At 58.0% G+C, this 20,211-nt stretch carries 18 protein-coding genes; 8 read left to right on the top strand and 10 right to left on the bottom strand.

Annotated features, from left to right (window positions below):
- Window positions 1-4 precede the first annotated feature (4 nt).
- The 5 genes from ACG74X_RS13810 (at window position 5) to ACG74X_RS13790 (ending at window position 6,187) form a co-directional block, all read left to right on the top strand.
- Window positions 5-880, top strand: coding sequence for a cell division protein FtsX (locus ACG74X_RS13810; protein WP_411235634.1), 876 nt, complete (start codon window positions 5-7; stop codon window positions 878-880).
- Window positions 880-1,614 (top strand): lysophospholipid acyltransferase family protein, encoded by a 735-nt coding sequence (locus ACG74X_RS13805; protein WP_411235535.1) that lies wholly within the window; start codon window positions 880-882, stop codon window positions 1,612-1,614. The genes ACG74X_RS13810 and ACG74X_RS13805 overlap by 1 nt, the downstream gene beginning before the upstream one ends.
- A gap of 205 nt (window positions 1,615-1,819) precedes the next feature.
- Window positions 1,820-2,020, top strand: coding sequence for a DUF2892 domain-containing protein (locus tag ACG74X_RS13800; protein WP_411235534.1), 201 nt, complete (start codon window positions 1,820-1,822; stop codon window positions 2,018-2,020).
- Window positions 2,021-2,030: 10 nt separating this feature from the next.
- Window positions 2,031-2,993: an efflux RND transporter periplasmic adaptor subunit gene (locus ACG74X_RS13795; RefSeq protein WP_411235533.1), complete on the top strand. Its 963-nt coding sequence runs from the start codon at window positions 2,031-2,033 to the stop codon at window positions 2,991-2,993.
- A complete protein-coding gene (locus ACG74X_RS13790) occupies window positions 2,990-6,187 on the top strand; it encodes an efflux RND transporter permease subunit (RefSeq protein WP_411235532.1) in 3,198 nt (1,065 codons plus the stop codon). Before ACG74X_RS13795 ends, ACG74X_RS13790 begins: the two co-directional genes overlap by 4 nt.
- A gap of 149 nt (window positions 6,188-6,336) precedes the next feature.
- Here ACG74X_RS13790 and lpdA read toward each other — a convergent pair whose 3' ends face one another.
- From lpdA to ACG74X_RS13740, 10 genes are all read right to left on the bottom strand, one after another.
- Window positions 6,337-7,731: a dihydrolipoyl dehydrogenase gene (gene lpdA / locus ACG74X_RS13785; RefSeq protein WP_411235531.1), complete on the bottom strand. Its 1,395-nt coding sequence runs from the start codon at window positions 7,729-7,731 to the stop codon at window positions 6,337-6,339.
- A gap of 74 nt (window positions 7,732-7,805) precedes the next feature.
- The gene (locus ACG74X_RS13780) at window positions 7,806-8,195 is read right to left on the bottom strand and encodes an MAPEG family protein (protein WP_411235530.1); all 390 of its coding nucleotides are present in this window, start codon (window positions 8,193-8,195) and stop codon (window positions 7,806-7,808) included.
- A 73-nt stretch (window positions 8,196-8,268) separates the two neighbouring features.
- Entirely contained in the window at window positions 8,269-9,792 is a 1,524-nt protein-coding gene (gene odhB / locus ACG74X_RS13775) for a 2-oxoglutarate dehydrogenase complex dihydrolipoyllysine-residue succinyltransferase (RefSeq protein ID WP_411235529.1), read from the bottom strand.
- A gap of 4 nt (window positions 9,793-9,796) precedes the next feature.
- A complete protein-coding gene (locus ACG74X_RS13770; RefSeq protein ID WP_411235528.1) occupies window positions 9,797-12,763 on the bottom strand; it encodes a 2-oxoglutarate dehydrogenase E1 component in 2,967 nt (988 codons plus the stop codon).
- Window positions 12,764-12,861: 98 nt separating this feature from the next.
- Window positions 12,862-13,743 (bottom strand): succinate--CoA ligase subunit alpha, encoded by an 882-nt coding sequence (gene sucD / locus ACG74X_RS13765; RefSeq protein ID WP_411235527.1) that lies wholly within the window; start codon window positions 13,741-13,743, stop codon window positions 12,862-12,864.
- A 91-nt stretch (window positions 13,744-13,834) separates the two neighbouring features.
- Entirely contained in the window at window positions 13,835-14,368 is a 534-nt protein-coding gene (locus ACG74X_RS13760; protein WP_411235526.1) for a hypothetical protein, read from the bottom strand.
- A 4-nt stretch (window positions 14,369-14,372) separates the two neighbouring features.
- Window positions 14,373-15,566 carry an ADP-forming succinate--CoA ligase subunit beta gene (sucC, locus tag ACG74X_RS13755; protein WP_411235525.1) on the bottom strand — a complete coding sequence of 398 codons (1,194 nt, stop codon included), beginning with the start codon at window positions 15,564-15,566 and terminating at the stop codon, window positions 14,373-14,375.
- A 238-nt stretch (window positions 15,567-15,804) separates the two neighbouring features.
- Window positions 15,805-16,626 carry a class I SAM-dependent methyltransferase gene (locus tag ACG74X_RS13750; protein ID WP_411235524.1) on the bottom strand — a complete coding sequence of 274 codons (822 nt, stop codon included), beginning with the start codon at window positions 16,624-16,626 and terminating at the stop codon, window positions 15,805-15,807.
- A 155-nt stretch (window positions 16,627-16,781) separates the two neighbouring features.
- A complete protein-coding gene (gene mdh, locus ACG74X_RS13745; RefSeq protein ID WP_411235522.1) occupies window positions 16,782-17,744 on the bottom strand; it encodes a malate dehydrogenase in 963 nt (320 codons plus the stop codon).
- Between the two features lie 306 nt (window positions 17,745-18,050).
- A complete protein-coding gene (locus tag ACG74X_RS13740; RefSeq protein ID WP_411235521.1) occupies window positions 18,051-18,365 on the bottom strand; it encodes a hypothetical protein in 315 nt (104 codons plus the stop codon).
- Window positions 18,366-18,568: 203 nt separating this feature from the next.
- Here ACG74X_RS13740 and ACG74X_RS13735 point away from each other — a divergent pair, with 203 nt between their 5' ends.
- The 3 genes from ACG74X_RS13735 to ACG74X_RS13725 are packed head-to-tail and all read left to right on the top strand — an operon-like array spanning window position 18,569 to window position 20,188.
- Window positions 18,569-19,426: an HpcH/HpaI aldolase/citrate lyase family protein gene (locus ACG74X_RS13735; RefSeq protein WP_411235520.1), complete on the top strand. Its 858-nt coding sequence runs from the start codon at window positions 18,569-18,571 to the stop codon at window positions 19,424-19,426.
- Window positions 19,427-19,432: 6 nt separating this feature from the next.
- Window positions 19,433-19,981: an NnrU family protein gene (locus ACG74X_RS13730; RefSeq protein ID WP_411235633.1), complete on the top strand. Its 549-nt coding sequence runs from the start codon at window positions 19,433-19,435 to the stop codon at window positions 19,979-19,981.
- A gap of 3 nt (window positions 19,982-19,984) precedes the next feature.
- A complete protein-coding gene (locus ACG74X_RS13725) occupies window positions 19,985-20,188 on the top strand; it encodes a DUF1737 domain-containing protein (RefSeq protein ID WP_411235519.1) in 204 nt (67 codons plus the stop codon).
- Window positions 20,189-20,211: the final 23 nt, after the last annotated feature.

Genomic DNA, 20,211 nt, shown 5'->3' with positions numbered 1-20,211 from the left:
GCAGATGCTGCGGTTTGATGAAAAGGCGGACCGGGTGGTGCCGCCAACTGGGTTTACCGCGCGCCTGACAGTATTCAGTGCCTTTGCAATGGCGTTTCTTGCCGTCTTTGCGTTGGCGTTGTCCATGGCATCGGGGCGGATTGCCGACCGATGGGGTCAAGAACTGGCCCAGGCCTCGACGCTCAGGATTTCAGCACCGGCCGGAGAGGTCGCGGCCCAGACCGAAGCGGCCTTGCGTGTGTTGCGCACAACGCCGGGTATTGTGGATGCCCGCGCGCTGAGCCTCGACGAGCAACGGGATTTGTTGCGCCCCTGGTTCGGAACGGATCTTCCGATCGAAGATCTGCCGCTTCCCCAACTGATCGACATCATCGAGACAGACGAAGGCTATGACGCGGCGGGACTGCGTCTGCGACTTGCGGCCGAGGCCCCTGCCGCGGTTCTGGACGATCATGCCCGCTGGCGTCGCCCTCTGATCGAGGCGGCGACCCGATTGCGGCTTTTGGGATGGGCGGCGATCCTCTTGATTGCCACAGCGACGGCGGCGATGGTGACACTTGCAGCCAATGCCGCGCTTGCAGCAAATGCGCAGGTGATCGCGGTGCTGCGACTTGTCGGTGCGAAAGACACCTATATCGCCAGCGCGTTTGTTCGACGCTTTGCCTTGCGGGCCTTGACCGGGGCTGCGCTCGGCACGGTTTTAGGGGTTGTAGTCCTGTTTTTCATTCCAAGCCAAAGCGATGCCGCAGGCTTTCTGACAGGGCTGAACATTCAAGGCCTTGGTTGGGTCTGGGTTGCGTTGATCCCACCCTTGTCCGGGCTTGTCGCGCTGATCGCGACCCGGTTTGCCGCAGCGCGCGTATTAGAGGAATTGGCCTGATGGCATACGCAATTCAATGGGTGCGGTCGCTGGTCTATGTGACCTCGGTCTATGTGGTTATTGCACTTGTCGGGATCAGTTTCTTTCCCTTTGCGGTCTTTTCGCGCAAGGCCGCGCGTGCTGCCTGTCTGACGGTGTGTCGTTATGTGCGCTGGGCGGCCCCGTGGATGATCGGTCTTAAAACCGAAATTCGGGGCATGGCACCGGATTATGAATGTGTGATTGCCGCCAAACATCAGAGCTTTTTGGATGTGTTCCTGGTTTTCTCGGCCGTACCAGCGGGCAAGTTCATCATGAAACGCATCCTGATGTACGCGCCCATTGTCGGGCAATACGGTTTGCGAATCGGGTGTATTCCAGTGGATCGTGGCAAGCGCGGCGCGGCGATCAAACAGATGCTTGAGGGGGTTGAAAGAGGCACTCTCACGCGTGGTCAACTGATCATCTATCCACAAGGCACCCGGATCGCACCTGGGGTCAAAGCCCCCTACAAGGTTGGCACAGCGGTGCTTTATGAACAGCTTGGCCAGCCCTGTGTGCCGGTTGCTGCCAATGTGGGGCTGTTTTGGCCGAAACGGGGGATCTACCGCAGACAAGGCACCGCCGTGGTCGAGTTTCTTGAACCGATTGCACCGGGCCTGGAGCGGGCTGAATTCCTGCGCATTCTGGAAGAGCGGATTGAAACGGCCTCTGATCGGTTGAATGCCGAAGCCGGGTTCAAAGCGCCGGATTGACACCTGCGAATAGGCACAGGTGGTGGATCTGGTGGGTTTGAAGGTCTGTCAGGACTGACTTCGCAATCCACTGCGTTTTCCGGATCGGGCGCGGCGCATTCTGTGCCAAAGCTGACGGCAATCGAAATTGTCCAGACTGTAAACGGCGCTTGACATTTCAGTTAAATTCAGAAAAATGAATATGTTTCATGCAAGGAGCCGAGACATGTCACTTGATCGTTTAATGTTTGCCTTCGCTGGCGTCATGATCCTTCTCTCCGTCGCGCTGACCCATTGGGTTTCTGCCTATTTCGTCTGGTTGACGGTGTTTGTCGGCGCAAACCTTTTGCAATCGGCATTTACCGGGTTCTGTCCGGCGGCCCGACTGTTTGCCATGCTTGGCGTCAAACCCGGCAAAGCGTTTTAAGGATACCACTATGCGCATCGCGGTACTGATACTCAGCGTGCTGGCCGCTGGATCGGGTTCGGCCGAGACATTCACACTTGGTGTCTCGATCATTTCCGAATGGAAAACCGTCTATGGCCGGGTCGAAGCCCGAGAAACGGTGCCCGCGCGGGCACGGATCGGCGGATTGGTGGTCGAGCTTTCGGTCACCGAGGGCGATCTGGTTGAGCCGGGCCAGCAGATTGCCTTGGTGCGCGATGATAAAATCGTGTTTCAGATTGCGGCGCTTGAGGCGCAGATCACGGCGCTGAACGTACAGTTGTCGACGGCCGAAACCGAACTGCAACGGGGTCAGGCGCTGGTTGATCGAGGTGTGGCGACGGTGCAGCGGCTTGACCAGTTGCGCACCAGTGTCGACGTCTTGCGCGGCCAGATCGCGACCGCCGAAGCAGAGCGCGATGTTGTCACCCAGCAGGCGGCCGAAGGCGGGGTGTTGGCCCCGGGTGCGGGCCGTGTTCTGACAGTGCCGGCCACACTTGGCGCGGTTGTTTTGCCAGGAGAGCCGATTGCGACGATCGGCGGAGGTGGATTTTTCCTGCGCCTTGCCATCCCGGAACGCCATGCGGCGTCGCTGGTTGAGGGGGCCGGGATCAGAATGCACGCCGAGGGCACAGAGACCACTGGCCGTGTTGCCAAGCTGTATCCCCAAATCGAAAATGGCCGCGTGATTGCCGATGTCGATGTGGCAAACCTCGATACCGCTTATGTCAATTCCCGTGTTCTTGTTGAATTGCCCGTGGGGGAACGGTCGGCATTATTGGTGCCAGAGGGGGCGGTCACCACACGCTCTGGCATTGATTTTGTCACTGTTATGGTGGGCGAGGACCAAATGGATCGTGCGGTTGTGCTGGGCGAGCCAGTTGTTCGGGACGGTGAACATATGGTCGAAGTCCTGAGCGGCCTTTCCTCTGGCGATGTCGTGGTCACACCATGACACAGCCTACACCTCCGCTGGGGATTGCGGGCGGGCTGACGCGGGCATTTATCACATCGCCCCTCACACCGCTGTTCTTGCTTGCCGCCTTTGTGTTCGGCCTTGTCGCGTTGGTGAGTTTGCCCCGCGAGGAAGAGCCGCAGATTTCCGTTCCAATGGTGGATATTCACGTCCGCGCTGACGGGTTGAAAGCCGATGATGCGGTCAAACTGATCACCGAACCGCTTGAGACGATCGTCAAAAGCATCGAAGATGTCGAACACGTCTATTCGCAGTCTTATGACGATCAGGTGGTGGTGACGGCACGCTTTATGGTCGGCACCTCTGGCGATACCGCCGTGCTGCGTGTGCATGACAAGGTGCGCGCGAATTCTGACAAGATTCCTGTGGGCGTGCCTGAACCGATGATCGTTGGACGCGGGATTGATGACGTTGCGATCCTCGCGCTGACCCTGTCGCCGACACAAGAGGCCGCCGGCCGGATAACGCCGAATGATTTGACGCGTATCGCGCGGGAATTGCGAACGGAAGTGGCCAAGATTCCGGATGTGGGCCTGACCTATCTTGTTGGCGAAACCCCGGAAATATTGCGCGTCGCTCCAGATCCGGCGCGGCTGGCGCTGTATGGCGTGACGCTTCAACAGCTTGCCCGCAAGGTGTCTGGTGCGAACACTGCGTTCCCTGCGGGGCGCATTCGCGATGAGGGACAACAGATATCGCTTTTGGCGGGCGAAACCCTGCGGTCCCCGGAAGAGATCGGTAATCTGTTATTGATCACCCGCGACAATCGCCCGGTTTATGTGCGTGATGTTGCCGATATCGCGTTTTCGTCTGATCGCGGTGATCTGCTGGTGTCGACCGTGACCAAAACGGACGGCGTTGTCACGCGGGTTCCGTCCGTGACGCTTGCCGTGGCGAAACGCGCGGGGTCCAATGCGGTGCAGGTTGCCGAAGCCGTCTTGCACAGGGTCGAGGCGTTGGAAGGCACGCTGATCCCGGAAGAGATGCACATTGACGTCACCCGTGATTACGGCGAAAGCGCCAACGAAAAGGCAAACGAGCTGCTGTATCACCTTGGCCTTGCGACGATATCCATCATCGCCTTGGTCTGGCTTGCCATTGGGCGACGCGAAGCGCTTGTCGTGGCATTGGTTATTCCGGTGACAATCCTTCTGACGCTGTTTGCGTCGTGGTTGATGGGCTATACGCTGAACCGTGTGTCGCTGTTTGCGTTGATCTTTTCCATCGGGATTTTAGTGGATGATGCAATTGTCGTGATCGAAAATATCGCCCGGCACTGGGGAATGGCGGACGACCGCCCCCGGCGTCAGGCCGCAATCGACGCGGTGGCAGAGGTTGGCAATCCGACAATTATCGCGACATTGACCGTGGTTGCAGCATTGCTGCCAATGCTGTTCGTGTCCGGCATGATGGGCCCCTACATGAGCCCGATCCCGGCAAATGCCTCTGCCGCAATGATCTTTTCCTTCTTTGTCGCGGTGACGGTCACCCCCTGGCTGATGCTGAAAGCCGCTGGCGGAACTGCATCGACGCATCAAGAAGACGCGCAGGGTGGCAGGCTTGGTCAGATCTACCGCGCGGCTGCCGCGCCGATACTGGCGACCAAGGCACGCAGCTGGCTGTTGATCGCCGGTGTCACTATCCTGACGATTGCGTCACTGGCGCTGTTTTACACCCAGGATGTGACCGTCAAACTGCTGCCATTCGATAACAAATCCGAACTTTCGGTTGTGATCGACCTTCCCGAAGGTTCTTCGGTCGAGGCCACCGACGCCATCGCACAACAGGTGGCCAGACTTGTCCTCGACCTGCCAGAGGTGCGGTCGGTTCAGACCCATGCGGGCGCAGCCGCTCCGTTTAATTTCAATGGCCTCGTGCGACACTCCTACCTGCGCGCGCAACCTGAACAGGGCGATGTTGCGATCAATCTTCTGTCAAAAGAGGAACGGGAGCGGTCGAGCCACGAGATTGCTCTTGATATCCGGGAGAGATTGTCCGGGTTGGATGTCTTTCCTGAAACTAGCCTCAAAGTGGTGGAACCGCCGCCCGGTCCGCCGGTTCTCGCTACCCTGTTGGCAGAGATTTACGGGCCGGATGCCGAAACCCGGCGCGCCGTGGCGGCACGGGTTGAAACCGCCTTTCGCTCGGTTCCCTTTATTGTCGATGTCGACAATTCCTACGGAGATCCGGCCCGTCGGTTGCGCGCTACGGTGTCTACGGATGATGCAGAGTTCTTTCGCGTCGAAGAGGCTGATGCGCTGAACACAATTGCCATTCTGAACGGCGGCATGACCGTGGGGTATTCGCATCGTGGCGACGGGCGGCAACCGATCCCGATCCGGCTTGAGCGCCCCATGGGCCAGCGCATTCTTGACGAGGATTTCCTGACCACACCGATTCCGGCCAACGTTTTGCCGGGGGACCGCAGTGTGGTGGAACTTGGCGATGTGGTGCGGATCACCGAGGAACGCGCGTCCTTTCCGGTCTTTCGGCACAACGGACGGGCGGCAGAGATGGTGATGGCTGAATTGGCGGGCAGCTTTGAGGCACCGCTTTACGGCCTGTTGGCTGTTCAGGACGCGCTGGATGCACAGGATTGGACAGACCTTCCAAAACCCGACATCGCGCTGAATGGCCAGCCCGAGGACGAAAGCCATCCGACCTTGCTTTGGGATGGCGAATGGGAGGTCACCTGGGTCACCTTTCGTGACATGGGGGCCGCCTTTATCGTTGCTCTTCTGGGTATTTATATCTTGGTGGTCGGTCAATTTGGTTCCTTCAAATTGCCTTTGGTGATCCTGACCCCGGTGCCGTTGACCTTCATTGGCATACTTGGGGGGCACTGGCTGTTTGATGCCGCGTTCACGGCAACGTCAATGATCGGATTTATCGCGCTTGCCGGGATCATTGTGCGGAACTCTATCCTGCTGGTCGATTTTATCCGGCATGCCAAGACACCTGACCGCGCATTGACAGAGGTGCTGATCGAGGCCGGATCGGTGCGTTTCAAACCGATTCTGTTGACAGCACTTGCCGCAATGATCGGCGCGGCGGTGATTTTGAACGACCCGATTTTTCAGGGTTTGGCCATTTCCTTGCTGTTTGGCCTTGCCTCATCGACCCTGCTGACAGTGCTTGTCATCCCAGCGATTTACCGGGTTTTGAGAACCTGACGCGGTTTAGTGCTGTTCCGAAGTGCCATTACGGCCAAGGTGACAGCGGTTTGGCAAAGGAAAAGGCCCTGTCAAAGGGCCTTTCGACGAGGTTTCGAAACCTCGTCAAGACGCCTTTTTGAAAAGGCGTCCTACATTATCCGGTCTAATCACATATGGATCGCGCCGTCGCCACAGGCCAGCGCCGCCTCGCGCACGGCTTCGGAATAGGTGGGGTGGGCGTGACAGGTCAGCGCGACATCTTCTGCGGATGCGCCAAATTCCATCGCAACGCAAATCTCATGGATCAAATCGCCCGCCATCGGCCCGATGATATGCGCGCCCAGAATGCGGTCGGTGGTTTTGTCGGCAAGGATTTTCACAAATCCATCCGCGGCGAAATTTGCCTTCGCGCGACCATTGCCCATGAAGCTGAACTTGCCCGCTTTGTAAGCTGTACCGGCCTCTTTCAGCTGTTCTTCAGTCATACCCACAGTTGCAACCTCTGGATGGGTATAGATCACGCCGGGGATCACCCCATAATTCACATGCCCGTGCTTGCCCGCGATAACCTCGGCGCAGGCCATGCCTTCATCCTCGGCCTTATGGGCCAGCATGGGCCCGTCAATGCAGTCGCCGATGGCATAGATACCGGGCACATTGGTGCGCCACTGGGCGTCGGTCTTGATTTGCCCACGCTCGGAAATATCCACTCCAAGCGCGTCCAGTCCCAGACCATCGGTGTACGGACGCCGTCCGGTTGCGACAAGCACGACATCCGCTTCGGCGGTGTGGTCGCTGTCATCCTTGCGCAGCTTGTAGGTGACCGAGGCCTTGTTTTTCGCAGCCGTCACCGATTGCACCGCAGCGCCCATTGTAAAGCTGAGCCCCTGCTTTTTCAGAATGCGTTGAAAGGTCTTTTGAACCTCACCGTCCATGCCGGGGGTGATCTTGTCCAGAAATTCGATAACCTGAACCTTGGTGCCCAAACGGGAATAAACCGATCCCAGCTCCAGCCCGATGACACCTGCGCCGATTACGATCATGGTTTTCGGGATCTTTGGCAATTCCAGCGCCCCAGTGGAGCTGATGATGATTTTTTCATCAAGGGTCACATCCGCTCCTGGAACGGGAGACACCTCTGAGCCGGACGCGATAATGATGTTCTTTGCTTCGTGTACATCATCACCGACCTTTACCTTGCCCGCCTCGGGGATCGAGCCCCAACCCTTGATCCAGTCGATTTTGTTCTTCTTGAACAAGAACTCGATGCCTTTGGTGTTGGCCTCGATGGTTTCCTCTTTGTAGGTCAACATTTGCTTCCAGTCGACCGAAGGGCTTTTGCCCTTGAGGCCCATCTTGGCAAAGTTGTGTTCGGCCTCGTGCAACATATGCGTGGCGTGCAGCATCGCTTTGGATGGAATGCAGCCCACATTCAGGCATGTCCCCCCCAGCGTTTCGCGGCCTTCGACGCATGCGGTTTTCAGGCCCAGCTGTGCGCAGCGGATCGCGGCGACATATCCGCCTGGGCCGGAGCCGATGATGATGACGTCGTAGTTTGCCATTTCGTGTGTCCTTTCTTGTGGGACTGTGTTGGGGGCCAGCCCCCAAACCCCCGGAGTTTCCGGGCAAGATGAAGTTACATGAGCGCCGCGATCAACAGGTAAACGGTGGCACCGAAGCCGACCATCCAGATGATTGACCGCCATGGGGCAAGGCCAATGACATAGGCCGGCACGTACAATACCCGCGCGATCAGATATGCGGCACAGGCGATGGCGGTCTTGTCGGTGTTCTGGCCGGAATAGGTGATGACCATGACCGCGATTCCGAACAGGATCAGCCCTTCGAAATGGTTGTTCATCGCGCGTTGCAGACGGCCTGCGGTTCCGGTGAGGTGGATGGGTTTGTCGCGTGGCGAAGCGGCGTATTTCGAGCCAACCTGCCGCTGAGCGGCCACCGAGTAGGCAACGAAATGAACAACTTGCAACAGTGCGGCGAGCGTGAGGGCGGTGAGTTCGGGGGTCATGGGCACACCAAATGATGCGTGAGATCACGCACCCTACAATGGCGTAGGGTGTGTGTTTACACGCACCGTTTCCTTACAAATCCATCAGCAACCGACGCGGGTCTTCCAGCGCCTCTTTGACACGCACCAGGAACGTGACAGCGCCTTTGCCGTCGACGATGCGGTGGTCGTAGGACAGAGCCAGATACATCATGGGGCGGATCACGATTTCTCCGTTCACGACCATCGGGCGGTCCTGGATTTTGTGCATGCCAAGGATGCCCGACTGTGGCGGATTCAGAATGGGCGCGGACATCAGAGAACCGTAGACGCCGCCGTTCGAGATGGTGAACGTGCCGCCCTGCATTTCGGCCATGGACAGCTTGCCATCACGGGCGCGTTTGCCCTTTTCGGCGATGGCTTTCTCGATCTCGGCAAAGCTCATCTGGTCGGCGTCGCGGATCACCGGCACCACAAGGCCCTGCGGTGTGCCTGCGGCGACGCCCATATGGACGAAGTTTTTGTAGACCACATCCGTGCCGTCGATCTCGGCATTGACTTCGGGCACCTCTTTCAGGGCGTGGCAGCAGGCCTTGGTAAAGAAGGACATAAAGCCAAGGCGCACGCCGTGTTTCTTTTCAAACAGGTCTTTGTATTCTTTCCGCAGGGCCATCGTCTCGGTCATGTCCACCTCGTTATAGGTGGTCAGGATCGCCGCGGTGTTCTGCGCGTCCTTGAGGCGGCGGGCGATGGTCTGGCGCAGGCGGGTCATCTTCACCCGTTCCTCGCGGGCGGCATCATCGGCGCTGACTGGGCCGCGCGGGGCGGCGGGGGTTGGGTCAGGGGCTGGTGCGCTTGATGCGGCGGCGACGGCCTTGGCAACATCGTCTTTCATGATGCGCCCGTCGCGCCCGGTGCCTTGAACCTGATCGGCGGAAAGGCCCGCTTCGGCCATGGCCTTGTTTGCCGACGGCGCGTTTTCGATGTCGCGGCCACCTGTCGAGCTGGGTTGTGCGGCAGGGGCTGGTGCAACGTCCTGCGCCGTGGCCGAGGCCGCTGCACCCGCGCTACCGCCGATGACGCCAAGCTTGCCACCTGCGGCAACTGTGCTGCCTTCGGTGGCGGTGATTTCGGACAGGACACCGGCTGCGGGGGCGGGGACTTCGACCGAAACCTTGTCGGTTTCCAGTTCGCACAGCATTTCGTCCTGCGCGACGGTGTCGCCGACTTTCTTGAACCATGTTGAGACCGTCGCTTCGGTGACGGATTCCCCAAGCGTTGGCACCATCACGTCAACGGATGCGGAGGCATCGTCGCTTTGCGGCGCGGGTGCGGCGGCAGCCGGGGCAGCTGATTTTGCCGGGCTGGCCGGGGCTGCGTCGCCTTCGGTCAAGGTGGCAAGCAGCGCATCGACGCCCACTGTTTCGCCTTCGGCGGCCACAATCTCGGCCAGGGTTCCGGCGGCGGGTGACGGCACTTCGACGGTGACCTTGTCGGTCTCCAGCTCGCAGAGCATTTCGTCCACGGCGACGGAGTCGCCCGGTTTCTTGAACCAGGTGGCAACGGTGGCTTCGGTGACGGATTCGCCCAGAGTTGGGACACGCACGTCTGTGGTCATGGTTTTAGTTCCCTTCGATCGTCAGCGCGTCGTTCACGAGTGCTGCTTGTTGTGCTTTGTGTTGGCTGGCCAGGCCGGTGGCCGGCGAGGCGGATGTGGCGCGACCCACATAGCGCGGTCGGGCATGTTTGGCTTTGATCCGGCCCAGAACCCATTCGAGGTTCGGCTCCATAAAGGTCCAGCCGCCCTGGTTTTTCGGCTCTTCCTGACACCAGATCATTTCGGCATCGGTAAAGCGTTCCAATTCCTTCACAGCAGAGATGGCCGGGAATGGATAGAATTGTTCGAACCGCAGGATGTAGACATCATCGATCCCGCGCGCGTCGCGCTCCTCAAGCAGATCGTAATAGACCTTGCCGGAACACATGACGACGCGCTTGATCTTGTCGTCGCTTTTCAACCGGGTTTCGGAATGGCCCTTTTGGGCGTCGTCCCAGAGGACGCGGTGAAAGCTTGACCCGGTGACGAAATCCTCGGTCGCCGACGTTGCCAATTTGTGGCGCAGCAGTGACTTGGGCGTCATCAGCATCAGCGGTTTGCGGAAGGACCGGTGCAGCTGGCGGCGCAGGATGTGGAAGTAGTTTGCTGGCGTCGTACAATTCGCGACGATCCAGTTGTCCTGACCACACATCTGCAAAAACCGTTCCAAACGCGCGGAAGAGTGTTCCGGCCCCTGACCTTCAAACCCGTGCGGCAGCAGACATACAAGGCCCGACATGCGCAGCCATTTGCTTTCGCCAGAGCTGATGAACTGATCGAACATGACCTGCGCGCCATTAGCGAAATCACCGAACTGCGCTTCCCACAGGGTCAACGCATTGGGTTCGGCCAGCGAATAGCCATACTCAAAACCCAGCACCGCGTATTCTGACAGGGCGCTGTCGATCACTTCGTAGCGCGCCTGACCTTCACGTATGTGATTGAGCGGATAGTAGCGTTCTTCGGTTTCCTGATTGACGAGCCCTGAATGCCGCTGGCTGAATGTGCCGCGCGTGCTGTCTTGTCCGGCAAGGCGCACTGGATAGCCTTCGGTCAGGAGCGATCCGAAAGCCAGCGCTTCGGCAGTGGCCCAGTCGAAGCCTTTTCCGGCATCGAACATCGCAGCGCGGGTTTCGTTCAGACGCGCCACAGTTCTGTGCAATGGGAAGTTTTCAGGTGTCCGGGTGATCGCCTCGCCAATCTGTTCCAGCGTTTCGGGTTTGATGGCGGTTTGACCCCGCTGGTAGTCCTCCTGATCCTTACGATCAAGATGGCTCCAGCGCCCGTCAAGCCAGTCGGCCTTGTTCGGCTTGTAGGTTTTGCCGGCCTCGAACTCTTCGTTCAGATGCGCCTGAAACGCGGCTTTCATATCCTCGATCTCGCCCTCGGGGATAAGACCGTCTTTGACAAGGCGTTCGGTGTAAAGCGACAGGGTTGTCTTGTGTCCTTTGATGCGCTTGTACATCACGGGGTTGGTGAACATCGGTTCATCGCCTTCGTTATGGCCAAAGCGACGGTAACAGAAGATGTCAATCACCACGTCCTTGCTGAATTTCTGGCGAAACTCGGTTGCGACTTTCGCGGCATGGACCACCGCCTCCGGATCGTCGCCGTTGACGTGAAAGATCGGCGCTTCGACCACCAGCGCGTTGTCGGTGGGATACGGCGATGAGCGCGAGAAGTGCGGCGCGGTGGTAAACCCGATCTGGTTGTTGACCACGATATGCATGGTGCCGCCCGCGCGGTGGCCGCGCACGCCGGACAAGGCGAAACACTCCGCAACCACACCTTGACCAGCAAAAGCTGCGTCGCCGTGGAGCAGAATGGGCATCACCTGCGTGCGTTCGGTATCGCCGATCTGGTCCTGTTTGGCGCGCACCTTGCCCAGAACAACCGGGTTCACCGCCTCAAGATGGGATGGGTTCGCTGTCAGTGACAGGTGGACGGAGTTGCCGTCGAATTCGCGATCACTGGAGGCACCAAGGTGATACTTCACGTCGCCAGACCCATCGACCTCTTCGGGTTTGAAGCTGCCGCCTTGGAATTCGTTAAAGATCGCGCGGTAGGGTTTTTGCATCACGTTGGCCAGAACCGACAGGCGACCCCGGTGCGGCATGCCGATCACGATTTCCTTGATCCCAAGGTTGCCACCGCGCTTGATGATCTGTTCCATCGCGGGGATCAGGCTTTCGCCCCCATCAAGGCCGAACCTCTTGGTGCCCATGTATTTGACGTGCAGGAATTTCTCGAACCCTTCGGCCTCGACCATCTTGTTCAGAATGGCTTTGCGGCCCTCGCGGGTGAAGGCGATTTCCTTGCCGTAGCCTTCGATCCGCTCCTTCAGCCAGGCGGATTGTTCGGGATCGGAAATATGCATGTATTGCAGCGCAAACGTGCCGCAATAGGTGCGTTTCACGATATCCACGATCTCTCGCATCGAGGCGATCTGAAGGCCCAGAACGTTGTCGATAAAGATCGGGCGATCCATGTCGGCTTCGGTAAACCCATAGGACTTCGGATCAAGCTCGGGATGCGGGGTTTCATCGCGCATGTTAAGCGGATCAAGATCAGCGGCAAGATGGCCGCGGATCCGGTAGGCGCGGATCAGCATCAGCGCACGAATGCTGTCCAGAACGGCGCGTTGGATCGCTTCATCGGTGACCTCTACGCCTTTCTCCTGCGCTTTGGCCATGATTTTTTCGCCTGCCGCTTTGGCTTCGACCGCAGGCGTAGACCACTGACCATCAAGCGCCGCAGTCAGATCGTCATTCGGCATGGGTGGCCAGTCAGCGCGCGCCCAGCTTGGGCCTTGCGCCTCTTGTTTGACGCTCATCTCGTCGTCGCCCATCTGCCGGAAGAACGCCTGCCAGGCCTGATCAACCGCGTTCGGGTCATTGGCATACCGCGCATACATTTGTTCGAGATACTCGGCATTGTGCCCCTGCATAAAGCTGGAGGCGCGGAATTGATCGTTGGGGCTTTGATCCGTCATTTTGTTACCTCGTCAGGTGCTGGATCGTTCAGAATGGGGCGAGACCGTTTTTCGAGAAGTGGTGGGAAGCGGTTTCAAAACCACTTCCCACCAGGTGATTACCCGATCGCCTCAAGCACAGCTTCGCCGAGCGACGCAGGGCTTTCTGCGACGACGATGCCAGCGGATTTCATGGCTTCGATCTTGTCCTCGGCACCGCCCTTGCCACCGGCGACGATTGCGCCCGCGTGGCCCATGCGGCGGCCCGGAGGGGCGGTGCGGCCTGCGATGAAGCCCGCCGTTGGCTTCCAGCGGCCTTTCTTCTTTTCCGAGGCGAGGAATTCGGCGGCTTCTTCTTCGGCGTTGCCACCGATTTCACCGATCATGATGATGCTTTCGGTCTCGTCATCCGCAAGGAACCATTCCAGCACGTCGATGTGTTCGGTCCCTTTAATGGGATCGCCGCCGATGCCGACGCAGGTGGACTGGCCCAGACCCACATCGGTGGTCTGCTTGACCGCCTCATAGGTCAGCGTGCCGGAACGGGACACAACACCAACGGTGCCACGCTTGTGGATGTGGCCGGGCATGATACCGATTTTGCAGGCGTCGGGGGTGATGACACCGGGGCAGTTGGGGCCGATCAGGCGCGCGGACGAATCCTGCAGCGCGCGCTTGACCCTCATCATGTCCATGACCGGGATGCCCTCGGTGATGCAGACAATGACTTCCATCTCGGCGTCGATGGCCTCAAGGATGCTGTCCGCCGCAAAGGGGGGCGGGACGTAGATGACAGAAGCATTCGCGCCGGTTTCGTGCTTGGCCTCGTGGACCGAGTTGAAGACCGGCAGGTCCAGATGCGTCTGCCCGCCTTTGCCGGGGGTCACACCGCCGACCATCTTGGTGCCATAGGCGATGGCCTGTTCGGTGTGGAATGTGCCCTGCGACCCGGTGAGGCCCTGGCAGATGACTTTGGTGTTTTCGTCGATGAGGACGGCCATGTGGCGTTCTCCTATTTTATGGTGCGTGAATTCACGCTTCCGAAATCCGTTTTCAAAGGTCCGCGAAGTCACGCACCTCACGATTGCTTTTTTACCTGTCCACGACGAGCATTCTCAGCCAAGCGCCTTCGATGTCGCGAATCTCGCTGTTAGCATTGACTGCTATGAAAGTGAGATCATCGCCTAGCCTTCCGCGCCAAGCGCCGGCTATGCCTCGTCCCAATTGCGAGTTGGCAATGCCATTGATGCGCGCCACCCATGGCTGGATTAGTTGCATGCCTTGTGTCGGAGTGAGGCCCATCGCTTGAACGCCGCAAATTTTCTCAAGGCGTCTGGGTGCTGTCGAAACGATTGCGACGGTCTCACCTGCGCCAAGATCATAGATGGCAATTGGGCCCTCTTGCCGAAGTTTAGCATAGCCGCGCTGCCGCAGAGCATTCTGCACAGCGTCCGTATCTGGCATGAAGTTGCTGCAGATGGACACAGCTTCAGATGCTAAAGACAACTGTGCGCTGTTTGCTTGCTGTTGGGCGGGCAGACTGGTCGGCGTGAGTGCATTCCCAGATGTTTCGGGCGTGCAGCCTATAGCGAGCAGTGCGGCGAATACGGCTGTGATACGCAGCACCAGCTTATCCCTTAACCGCTTTCACGATCTTCTGCGCGCCGTCCTTGAGGTCGTCGGCGGCGATCACGTCGAGGCCTGAGGTGTTGATGATCGCCTTGCCCTCTTCGACGTTTGTGCCTTCGAGGCGCACAACCAGTGGCACCTTGAGCCCAACCTCTTTCACAGCGGCCACAACGCCTTCCGCGATCACGTCGCAGCGCATGATGCCGCCGAAGATGTTGACGAGGATGCCTTTGACCTGCGGGTCAGAGGTGATGATCTTGAACGCCTCAGTCACCTTTTCCTTGGTCGCACCGCCGCCCACGTCAAGGAAGTTGGCAGGTTCGGCCCCGTAAAGCTTGATGATGTCCATCGTCGCCATGGCAAGCCCCGCGCCATTGACCATGCAGCCGATCTCGCCGTCCAGAGCGATGTAGTTGAGGTCGTATTTGGACGCCTCCAACTCCTTGGGATCTTCCTCTGTGGTGTCGCGCAGCTCGCCAATGTCGGGGTGGCGGTAGACCGCGTTGCCGTCAAAGCCCATCTTGGCATCCAGGCATTTGAGATCGCCACTGTCGGACACCACCAGCGGATTGATCTCCAGCATCTCCATGTCTTTGTCGACAAACATCTTGTACAGCGTGCCCATCAGCTGAACGCATTGCTTGACCTGTTTGCCCTCCAGCCCAAGCGCAAAGGCGATGCGGCGGCCGTGGAAGGGCTGGTAGCCGGTGGCCGGATCAACCGAGAACGACAGGATCTTCTCGGGTGTGTGTTCGGCGACCTCTTCGATATCCATGCCGCCCTCGGTGGAGGCCACAAAGCTCACGCGGGAGGTCTGGCGATCCACCAGCAGGGCCAGATACATCTCGGTCTCGATGCCTGATCCGTCCTCGATATAGATACGGTTGACCTGCTTGCCTGTGGGGCCGGTCTGATGCGTCACCAAAGTGCGCCCCAGCATTTTCTTGGCTTCTTCCGCCGCTTCCTCCACCGATTTGGCCAGACGCACACCACCGGCCGTTCCGGCATCGGTCTCTTTGAACGACCCCTTACCGCGCCCGCCGGCATGGATCTGCGCCTTCACAACCCAAAGCGGACCATCCAACGCCCCCGCCGCCGTCTTCGCCTCCTCAGCCCTCAGGACAACACGCCCCTCAGACACAGGTGCCCCATAACTGCGAAGCAACGCTTTCGCCTGGTATTCGTGTATGTTCATCGGCCACTGTCCCGTCTATTGCTGCGATTTTTCCCGATATAAGTGTGGTCGGAGATCGGATTTAAAGGCTTTTTTGCCGCACCGGGTCTGAAAGTGAGAAAAAGCGACATTTGTGATCACACGTGAAAATCGTGTGATCACGTTGCTTCGTTCGTCATCGGCGTGACGACAGTACTTTCTCATGTACGATACGATTCTTCGCAAAAAGTAGGATCACAATTTAACGGCTAAGATCGGATCAGTCTGCCGCTTTGCGTGTGAGAACGCGTTGCCCTGTTCCATAGGCACAGTCGGTCAACGTGGACACGGCACCGTAACGCTGTAAGAATGACATCTCGCGTTCAGCTTGACGTTTCCTTAGGTCAAGAATGATCGATCCGTCCGGCGAAATGCCCTCATCAAAGAATTTAGCATATGTTTCGCATGGATAATGAAATCCGCAGGAGATAAAACTGACGGCCAGATCAACTTGCTCCAGCTGTGAAAGGTCATTTTGTTGGGGGTTTACCGTGACGATGTCATCAGCAGAAACGCCATTGTCGAGAAGAAATTGCCGTGCGACTTCAAGACTGGTGTATGCAGCACCGCTGTCTCTAAAGCCAAAGTGACGCTCTTCGCTTTCCTCGATATCGATCAGCAATAGCCGTCCCGGAAAATCCTGCCATGCGAACAGGTCGAAAACCGCGTAACCGCACCCGATATCGGCAATTGAGCGGGGTGCAATCTTTTCCAGCGCGGGTTTGATTTGCAGATATTCTAGCCAGATTATGGCTGCGGCACGGCGCACAAGTTCATCGCCGATCTGTTCGACCGCGGCTCGGATCGGCTTTTCGTCGCCTTCTGTCCAAGCCTTTACGATCCTTCCAGAGCGTGGCAAGTCGCGAATGATCTCTGATCTTTGCAAGATGAGGTTGATCATATCGGGTTCACGAAATGCGCTGAAGTCGATCTGCTGGATAAAGGGTGCCTGACTTGCTTCAAGTGCTTGTTCGAACGTAATCATATCTGGGCTTTCTGCCGAAGAGCGGTGTGCCGTTCCCTGATGAATGGTTTTCAGCATACGTCTTCCAAGGTTGATCGAAAGAGACAACAGAATTCTGGCCCTGACAACAAGTCTTAGATTTGCAAATTAGCTACGCTTCGTATTGCGGTAAAGACGAAACGGCGCATGGTTTAACACCCATCGCGCCGCTTCAGATGAGCTTTGGCTTGAAGTTACTTGAGGCTCTCGTCGATGCCCTTGCACGCCTCGACCAAGCCTTTGACAGCGTTGACGGAGTTGTCGAACATAACTTGTTCATCCTTCGCCAATTCGATGTTTACAACCTTTTCGATGCCGCCAGCACCAATGATTGTCGGGACGCCCACGTAGAAGCCGTCGAGGCCAAACTCGCCGTCACACCATGCCGCGCAGGGCAGGAGGCGTTTTTGGTCTTTGAGGTAGGCTTCGGCCATTTCGATGGCAGAGGTTGCAGGCGCGTAGAAGGCGGAGCCGGTTTTCAACAGGCCGACGATTTCCGCGCCGCCGTCGCGGGTGCGCTGGACGATGGCGTCGAGCTTTTCCTGCGTCGTCCAGCCCATCTTGACCAGATCCGGCAGCGGGATGCCCGCAACGGTGGAGTAGCGTGTCAGCGGGACCATCGTGTCGCCGTGGCCACCGAGGACGAACGCTGTGACGTCTTTCATGGACACGTCAAATTCAAGCGACAGGAAGTGGCGGAAGCGCGCGCTATCGAGAACGCCTGCCATGCCGCAGACCTTGTTTGCGGGAAGGCCAGAGAATTGCTGCAGTGCCCAGACCATCGCATCAAGCGGGTTGGTGATGCAGATGACGAAGGCGTCGGGCGCGTTGGCGGCGATGCCTTCGCCGACGGATTTCATCACCTTGAGGTTGATGCCCAGCAGATCGTCGCGGCTCATTCCTGGTTTGCGAGGAACGCCAGCGGTGACGATGCAGACGTCGGCACCAGCGATGTCGGCGTAGTCCTGCGTGCCTTTGAGGCGGGCGTCAAAGCCTTCGGAAGGGCCGGATTCCGCGATATCGAGCGCCTTGCCCTCTGGGGTGCCTTCGGCGATGTCGAACAGAACAACGTCGCCGAATTCTTTGATTGCGGCAAGGTGGGCGAGTGTGCCACCGATTTGTCCGGCGCCGATGAGGGCAATCTTGGGTCTGGCCATGGAAACTATCTCCGGTCCTATATGAATCTGGCGCTGTGCTAGTCCGAGTGCTGTCATTTCGCAAGTGCGTCGCAGCGAAGCGGAGGGGCGGTTCAGGCCAGCGATTCGGAGATATATTCGGAGATTTCTGTCGTTTACCGGTTCTGTCTTTGCGCGACCGGCGGTCATAATTTTGCGGTTTGGGTCCGTTACGCACCGGCTGAAACGGCAAACTGGAAGCTCGTTTTGGTTCTTTCGGCCGAAGTCAGCGATTCTTGCAGTGATGATGTGGGCGCTGACAGAAGACCCCCCTCTCAGCGCCGTTTTTTAAGCGTCGTCGGACGGTGTGGGCAGCGAGTCTGCCAACGTTTCAAAGGCCTGCCCGCTGGCGACCAGGCATGTGGTGCCGGCCGTATTTGTCATCGCAATCGTCCAAGTGCCTGTGTCACGCGACGCAAAGATTTCGATAACCGTATTATTGTGTCCCAGACCAATGGAGTGGCGCGTTTCGCCATAGGCGCTGGCGAGGCGTTCAACAACCTGACTGCGCGGCGCACAGTTTTGTTGGGCTTTTACCATAGTCGTCGATGCGATTAATGCCCCGAGCCCAAGGAGGCTAAATTTCCAAAAGTCCTGTTTCATGACTGTCCCCATCTGTCTGAAATGCCTGGGAAGCGTCCGCATCACGGCCTTACATTTGGTTAACGGTGCGTGCGATGACGCTGTTTGCGTCGCATATTGGGAACTTTTTTCTGCAGTGCGGCAAATCTGATCTTGCAGTTTTTGCAAAAGAGCGTAGCTGTCTGCGCAATAAAATTTCGCACAAGACTCGCAGGAGATCCGCAATGGACATGCGCAACCGGCCTTACCGCTCTGTTCTTTATATCCCCGGTTCAAAAAGCCGGGCGCTTGATAAGGCGCGCAGCTTGCCGGTGGATGCGATCATTTTCGATCTAGAAGATGCTGTGGCGGTGGACGAAAAGGCCAATGCGCGCGCAACGCTTGGGCATGCTTTGACAGAAGGCGGCTTTGGCGCCCGGGTCAAGATCGTTCGGATCAATGGGCTGGATACTGAATGGGGGCGTGCAGATGCCCAAGCCGTCGCGCAGATGGACTGCGATGCCGTTTTGCTTCCCAAGGTAGAAACCACCGCTCAGCTGGACGCAGTGTCAAGCATTACCGGCGACCTGCCGATTTGGGCAATGATGGAAACGCCGCGGGGGATGTTGAATGCAGCAGAGGTTGCGGAACACCCCAAACTGGCAGGCATGGTGATGGGCACCAACGATCTAGGCAAGGAGCTGCAAGCGCGGTTCCGGCCTGACCGGTTGCCGATGCTGACGTCGCTGTCGCTGTGCCTGCTGGCTGCAAAGGCAGCGGGGCTGGTCATTGTGGACGGCGTCTATAACGCCTTCAAGGATGATGACGGTCTAAAAGCCGAGTGCATCCAGGGCCGCGACATGGGGTTTGATGGAAAAACCCTGATCCATCCCGCGCAGGTCGAAATTGCAAACACCGCCTTTGCTCCGGCTCCCGAAGAGATTGATCTGGCGCGCCGTCAGATCGACGCCTTTGAACAGGCGCAGGCGGCTGGTCAGGGGGTTGCTGTTGTGGATGGGAGGATTGTTGAAAACCTTCACGTTGCCACGGCCCGTGAAATACTGGCAAAGTCCAAGGCGATTGAAACCATCAATGCGGGGTAAACCATGATCGGTGTTCTTATTCTCGGAGTTCTTCTGTGGAGCTTTGCACATTTTTTCAAGCGTTTGGTGCCGGAAAAGCGTGCGTCTATGGGCGATGCCGGGAAAGGTCTGGTTGCGGTTCTTTTGCTGATCAGCCTTGGATTGATGATATGGGGCTATCGCGGGGCGGAGTTTATTCCGGTCTGGTATCCTCCTGCGTTTTTGACACATGTGAACAATCTTCTGATGTTGATCGCGGTGTTTGTTTTCGGGATGAGCGCCACAACCGGGCGGTTGCGCGGCAAAATGCGGCATCCGCAGCTGACGGCGGTGAAAATCTGGGCGTTCGCCCATCTTTTGGTGAATGGCGATGTCGCATCGCTCATATTGTTCGGGGGTCTTCTGGCCTGGGCCGTGGCCGAGGTGATTGTCATCAACCGCGCGGAACCGGTTTGGGATCGACCCGCACCCGGCGAGGCAAAGAAAGATGTGGTTCTTGTTGTGATCACAATTGTTGCCTATCTGGCGATGACCGGTATTCACGCGTGGTTGGGCGTCTGGCCGTTTCCGGGGTAAGCTATGAAAATATTTCGATTTTTAACACATGATGACACGTCTGAGTTTTGCCACAAGGTGTCCGAGGCGCTGAGCAAAGGATGGGAGCTGTATGGCGATCCGACCTATGCGTTTGATCAGGCCAATGGCGTGATGCGCTGCGGACAGGCCGTCACAAAAGAAATCGACAAGCCTTATGCGCCGGACATGAAACTGGGCCAGCAGTAATCTTTGAGAAAGAAAGAGACGTT

Origin of the sequence: Marivita sp. S0852 (genome assembly GCF_046591575.1) — a bacterium.
GTDB lineage: Bacteria > Pseudomonadota > Alphaproteobacteria > Rhodobacterales > Rhodobacteraceae > Marivita.
Note: the sequence above shows the minus strand (reverse complement) of the source record. Positions and strands in the feature narration are given on the sequence as shown.

Coding starts and splice junctions, on each gene's coding strand:
- sucC (WP_411235525.1), bottom strand. CDS start 15,566: ATGAACATACACGAATACCAGGCGAAAGCGTTGCTTCGCAGTTATGGG.
- ACG74X_RS13805 (WP_411235535.1), top strand. CDS start 880: ATGGCATACGCAATTCAATGGGTGCGGTCGCTGGTCTATGTGACCTCG.
- ACG74X_RS13725 (WP_411235519.1), top strand. CDS start 19,985: ATGAAAATATTTCGATTTTTAACACATGATGACACGTCTGAGTTTTGC.
- ACG74X_RS13800 (WP_411235534.1), top strand. CDS start 1,820: ATGTCACTTGATCGTTTAATGTTTGCCTTCGCTGGCGTCATGATCCTT.
- sucD (WP_411235527.1), bottom strand. CDS start 13,743: ATGGCCGTCCTCATCGACGAAAACACCAAAGTCATCTGCCAGGGCCTC.
- ACG74X_RS13735 (WP_411235520.1), top strand. CDS start 18,569: ATGGACATGCGCAACCGGCCTTACCGCTCTGTTCTTTATATCCCCGGT.
- ACG74X_RS13790 (WP_411235532.1), top strand. CDS start 2,990: ATGACACAGCCTACACCTCCGCTGGGGATTGCGGGCGGGCTGACGCGG.
- lpdA (WP_411235531.1), bottom strand. CDS start 7,731: ATGGCAAACTACGACGTCATCATCATCGGCTCCGGCCCAGGCGGATAT.
- ACG74X_RS13810 (WP_411235634.1), top strand. CDS start 5: ATGCTGCGGTTTGATGAAAAGGCGGACCGGGTGGTGCCGCCAACTGGG.
- ACG74X_RS13740 (WP_411235521.1), bottom strand. CDS start 18,365: ATGAAACAGGACTTTTGGAAATTTAGCCTCCTTGGGCTCGGGGCATTA.
- ACG74X_RS13770 (WP_411235528.1), bottom strand. CDS start 12,763: ATGACGGATCAAAGCCCCAACGATCAATTCCGCGCCTCCAGCTTTATG.
- ACG74X_RS13780 (WP_411235530.1), bottom strand. CDS start 8,195: ATGACCCCCGAACTCACCGCCCTCACGCTCGCCGCACTGTTGCAAGTT.
- odhB (WP_411235529.1), bottom strand. CDS start 9,792: ATGACCACAGACGTGCGTGTCCCAACTCTGGGCGAATCCGTCACCGAA.
- mdh (WP_411235522.1), bottom strand. CDS start 17,744: ATGGCCAGACCCAAGATTGCCCTCATCGGCGCCGGACAAATCGGTGGC.
- ACG74X_RS13750 (WP_411235524.1), bottom strand. CDS start 16,626: ATGCTGAAAACCATTCATCAGGGAACGGCACACCGCTCTTCGGCAGAA.
- ACG74X_RS13795 (WP_411235533.1), top strand. CDS start 2,031: ATGCGCATCGCGGTACTGATACTCAGCGTGCTGGCCGCTGGATCGGGT.